This window comes from Intestinibacter sp. (assembly GCF_051866655.1).
Lineage (GTDB): Bacteria > Bacillota > Clostridia > Peptostreptococcales > Peptostreptococcaceae > Intestinibacter.
This window is the reverse complement of record NZ_JBJDXL010000248.1, coordinates 1-4,354: the sequence shown is the minus strand read 5'-3', so window position 1 is coordinate 4,354 and position 4,354 is coordinate 1. Positions and strand designations below refer to the sequence as shown.

Annotated in this window: 5 protein-coding genes and 1 pseudogene; 2 read left to right on the top strand and 4 right to left on the bottom strand. The window is 33.9% G+C overall.

Annotated features, from left to right (window positions below; genetic code table 11):
• The 4 genes and pseudogenes from ACI3VO_RS07390 to ACI3VO_RS07375 form a co-directional block, all read right to left on the bottom strand.
• Positions 1–186, bottom strand: a pseudogene (locus ACI3VO_RS07390) (VWA-like domain-containing protein); the annotation flags it as partial.
• A 4-nt stretch (positions 187–190) separates the two neighbouring features.
• Positions 191–1,318, bottom strand: coding sequence for an ATP-binding protein (locus tag ACI3VO_RS07385; RefSeq protein ID WP_439757289.1), 1,128 nt, complete (start codon positions 1,316–1,318; stop codon positions 191–193).
• Between the two features lie 11 nt (positions 1,319–1,329).
• Positions 1,330–2,133 carry a hypothetical protein gene (locus ACI3VO_RS07380; protein ID WP_439757288.1) on the bottom strand — a complete coding sequence of 268 codons (804 nt, stop codon included), beginning with the start codon at positions 2,131–2,133 and terminating at the stop codon, positions 1,330–1,332.
• A gap of 211 nt (positions 2,134–2,344) precedes the next feature.
• Complete coding sequence (locus ACI3VO_RS07375) at positions 2,345–2,917, bottom strand: 50S ribosomal protein L25 (protein ID WP_439757287.1); 573 nt, start codon at positions 2,915–2,917, stop codon at positions 2,345–2,347.
• A 289-nt stretch (positions 2,918–3,206) separates the two neighbouring features.
• Here ACI3VO_RS07375 and ACI3VO_RS07370 point away from each other — a divergent pair, with 289 nt between their 5' ends.
• Both ACI3VO_RS07370 and ACI3VO_RS07365 read left to right on the top strand, forming a co-directional pair.
• Positions 3,207–3,695: an HD domain-containing protein gene (locus ACI3VO_RS07370; protein ID WP_439757286.1), complete on the top strand. Its 489-nt coding sequence runs from the start codon at positions 3,207–3,209 to the stop codon at positions 3,693–3,695.
• Between the two features lie 72 nt (positions 3,696–3,767).
• The coding region (locus ACI3VO_RS07365; protein ID WP_439757285.1) for a DNA polymerase beta superfamily protein at positions 3,768–4,354 on the top strand (587 nt) is incomplete at its 3' end.

The following is a 4,354-nucleotide window of genomic DNA, read 5'->3' as shown; positions in this document are numbered from 1 at the left end:
CTCGTCCTCAATAAGATTAAAATTAATCTTATCTATAACGGCGAAAAAATCTCTCTTATATTCCTCCGAAACCTCGATGCCAACGCTCTTATCATTTCCCTTAAGTCGCACTGCTGTAGCCATATCGACAAATTCAATAGCTCTTTCGTAAAGCTCATCTGTCATTTTCTCAAAATTACTTTTCATAATATTATCCTCTTATTGAACTATAAGCGCCGAAGTATAAATCGACGAATTTTTCGTTTTCTATAGCCAATTTGTAGATATCGTCATAGCTATTTTTTATATCCTTCATAATTCCAACCATCAAATCTACTGGATATAGCCCTAAAAATTCCACTAATCTATCAATACAGCTCATATTCACTTTATTGTTTTTTATATCTAATTCTAGAGATTTCAATATATTCATAGCGCATATATAAAGTCTAGTATGGCTTTCATTTCTCACTCTATCCACAATCTCCTGATCAAGCACTTCACCTGAAAATACTTCATCATAGCTCACCAAAGGCTTTGCATCTGACTCCACAAAGCTCATAAATTCCTGAGCTATAAATCCTCCGACATTCCCCTTGACAACATTTAAAAATACTGACTTAGGTATTACATCCTTTTTCTCCTTGTAAATAGCGTAACTCTTAGAAATTCTCTCGTAGCTTCTAGGAGTAGCATTTATATCGTCGTCATTTATCTTGTGCAAATACTCTGGGAAAGTCGAGATAAACTCCACTACCTTCTGCTCGATGCCAGTATCTATAGCCCAGCGTATCCACTCGTTGTAGTCAGGCTCCATATTCAGCCAGACAAATCTGTTCTCCTGAGCTGGATCCATGTCGACAACCTGATAATCTAGATCTGCCCCGTACTCGTTTGATGGGTTCATCGCCGATAAAATTTTTACATTTTTGTTTAATTTGTATCCATTTATCTCTCTATTTAATATAAGGTTCATAAGCTCCTGTTGAACTGTGTGCTCGCAACGGTTTAACTCGTCTATAAATAAAAGCACGGTATTACCCTTTTCGATTTCCTGATCTATCTCTCTAAGCTTCGTGTGTACTGCGTATATAGTCATCTTTTTCTCTACTTTATTTCCATTTGAATCAAATGTAGTGTAGGATTCTATAGTTGGAAGTCCGCCGATTTCGCCCTCCTTCAGAAGGTTTCCATCTATAACGACTAAGCTCCAGCCATTTTCCTCTGCAATTTTGCTAGCCAAGGCAGTTTTTCCTATTCCACTTTCACCGACTACTAGAGGCACCTCCCCTGTAGCCAATATCAACTCAACACTTCTAAATGTATCTAAAAAATTCATCTTATCTTCTCCTAAATCATCTTCAATTTCTCATCTACAGCTATTTTTTTAGCCTTTTTGCTTCCGTATTTGTATATAAACATAATCTTGTCTATAGGTATTGCATCGCTATTTCTATCTATTATGCCGCAATTCAGAAAATCTCTTATATATTTTTCCTCGACATCTTCCTTTGATATAACTTCCTTTAGAACTTCTTCTAGTTCATCTATGCCGATTTCTTTGTAAACATATTTGATAACTAGAATATTTTCTTTTAGGAAGTCTACTATCTTTTCTTTATTTAAATCATCTATAAATTTTACAGCCGATTCGTTGATTTTTACTGCGTGCATCTCGAGCTCATGGCTAGGTGATTTTATATATCTCAGCGCGTCGTAGTTTGCATCTACGGCCTCTCTCTTTACAGCTTCAGAAGGATTTTCTATATATTTTATAGAGTCGTAGTTTTTTCTGACTGCCATTAACTGTAGCTCTTCTGATGGATTTTTGACGTATTGTATAGCCCAGCCTGCCTGCTCTATCGCCATTTTCACGACCTTATCTGTCGGATTTTTGATGTACGCCAAGCTGCTCCAGCCATTACTTACAGCCTTTAGCATGATTTCCTCTGTGGGATTTTCTATATACTCAATCGCCTTTGCATTGTTATTTATCGCAATTTCCTGCATTTCCTTTGTAGGATTTTCTATATATTTAAGCACAAGTCCATTTTTCTTTACAGCTAATAATTTCATCTCATCTGTCGGATTTTCTATATTTTCTATAAGAGTAGGATTTATATTTATCATTCTAATAAATCTTGAATCGTCCATATCTTCCTCCATTTATATAATTCTCTTCCTTATAATTAATATACTTTTTTAAACAAACTAAACAGTATAATTATACCAAATTTATAAAAGCAATATAAAATTTTGCAAAAAAAATATTACTGGTATTTATCTATCCAGTAATATTTTTGTTAGAATATTTATTTTAAATATATTTATTCGGTATAAACCTGTTATGTACATTGCCTATTGATTATTCTGCTGCTTCTTCAGTTTCTTCTTCAGCTTCACCTGAAACTAATGAACCTATTCTAGCAACTACATCGTCAGCCTTTATATCTGCCTTTATACTTGCAGGTATTGCTAAATCCTTTCCGCATACATGATCTCCGTAGTTTAATCCTGCTACATCTACTTCTATATGTTCAGGTATTTCATCTGGATGACCTTGTAATTGTACTTCTGTTACGACTTCATCTAATAATAATTTTCTAGAATCTAGTGAACCTACACCTACGAATTTTATTGGAACTCTTAATTTTACAGAATCACCTTTCTTAACTTGTTGGAAATCTAGATGTATTATTTCTCCAAATACATCTCTTTGTACTTCCTTTAATACACAGTTTTCTGCTTTTCCGTTTAGATTTAATGCTACCACAGAGCTATCTTGTGATAATAATTTCATCATTTCTTTTTTAGTCATTTGACAAGGAATTGGGTTTTCTAAAGCTCCTCCGTATATTACTGCGGGTACTTCGCCTTCTGCTCTAACCTTCTTACCCTTTTCAGTTCTTTCTTTAACGTCAAATACTAAGCTTTCCATTTTAATCCCTTCTTTTCTTTTATTTTTATAACCATATTATACCACTTTGACTAGGAATAATATTATTTTTTTCACTTTTGTAAGGGATATCTCTATTCATTCGTTTGAAAAGAGAGAACAATAGGCAAAATTATTCGCATATAGTGAATAATTTTATTCATAAATACTTTTACGGACTGTAAATCTTTCAATTTACTTAAAATTAACTTACATAATATGTTCTTAAATTGTAAGCATCTGAATATTTGTCTATAATATAGTTATAATAAAGAAAAAAGGAATGATTAAGATGAGAAGGATTCCAGACTTTTTAGAGGATTTTTCAAAAATTATGGACGATCTGCATAATAACTCACGTTTTCCAGAGACTAAAAATTACATCCAGCACGGAAACATCACAGTATATCAGCATTGCGTTTTCGTAGCATACACTAGCTGTAAAATCGCAAATAAATTTAATCTAAACGTAGACAAAAGCTCTCTAATAAGAGGCGCTCTTCTTCACGATTATTTTTTATACGATTGGCACGACAAGAATAAGCCTGTCAAATTTCACGGCTTTAAGCATCCTAGAATTGCTTTAGAAAACGCAACCGAAGACTTCACACTTACACAAAAGGAAAAGGACATCATCTTGCACCACATGTTTCCACTAAACCTAACTCCTCCTATCTCCAAAGAGGCGTGGATTATATGCCTTGCCGATAAAATCTGTGCCACAGCCGAGACATTGAGATTACAAACTGAAGATAAATTAGATAGTATCTATTCTTTTTAGATACTATTTTTTCTTGACATAAAATTTTCCATATGTTATCCTATAATACTATTTATAGAAAGGAGCACTAATATGGCAAACACTGAACTAAACAATATATTTGAACACTCAGATTACAAATTTTTAAACAAATTCAAGGAAAATGGAAATCAAATAGCCTTACTTACATATGGCGGTTCATACAGCTATGGAACTAATGTAGAAGGATCTGATATAGATATAAGAGGTATATTTTTGCCTTCTAAGGAGCAAATCCTTTCTATGAATTACGATGAAAATCCATACACAGATGTAGAAACAGACACTGTCCTATATCCTCTAAAGCAAATAATAACTCTACTTTGCAGCGCCAATCCAAACACAATAGAGATACTTGGCACTAGAGACGAGGATATATTCGCGATATCTGAAGAAGGAAAAATGCTAAAGGAAAACACAGATTTATTCCTTACTAGAACAAAGGTGTACTCTTCCTTCCAAGGATACGCCCAAAACCAGCTCAGACGACTAAAAAACGCCATAGCTCGCGACGAGCTAAAGCAAGCTGAAAAGGAAAAACACATACTAGAATCTGTTCAAAAGAGAATGAATACTTTTGAACAGTCATATCAGCCTATAACAGACGGTAAGCTACACCTTCATATAGAGGATTCTCTAAA

Excerpts from the sequence above, each read along its gene's own strand:
- ACI3VO_RS07385 (WP_439757289.1), bottom strand. The coding sequence starts at position 1,318 with ATGAATTTTTTAGATACATTTAGAAGTGTTGAGTTGATATTGGCTACA.
- ACI3VO_RS07380 (WP_439757288.1), bottom strand. The coding sequence starts at position 2,133 with ATGGACGATTCAAGATTTATTAGAATGATAAATATAAATCCTACTCTT.
- ACI3VO_RS07375 (WP_439757287.1), bottom strand. The coding sequence starts at position 2,917 with ATGGAAAGCTTAGTATTTGACGTTAAAGAAAGAACTGAAAAGGGTAAG.
- ACI3VO_RS07370 (WP_439757286.1), top strand. The coding sequence starts at position 3,207 with ATGAGAAGGATTCCAGACTTTTTAGAGGATTTTTCAAAAATTATGGAC.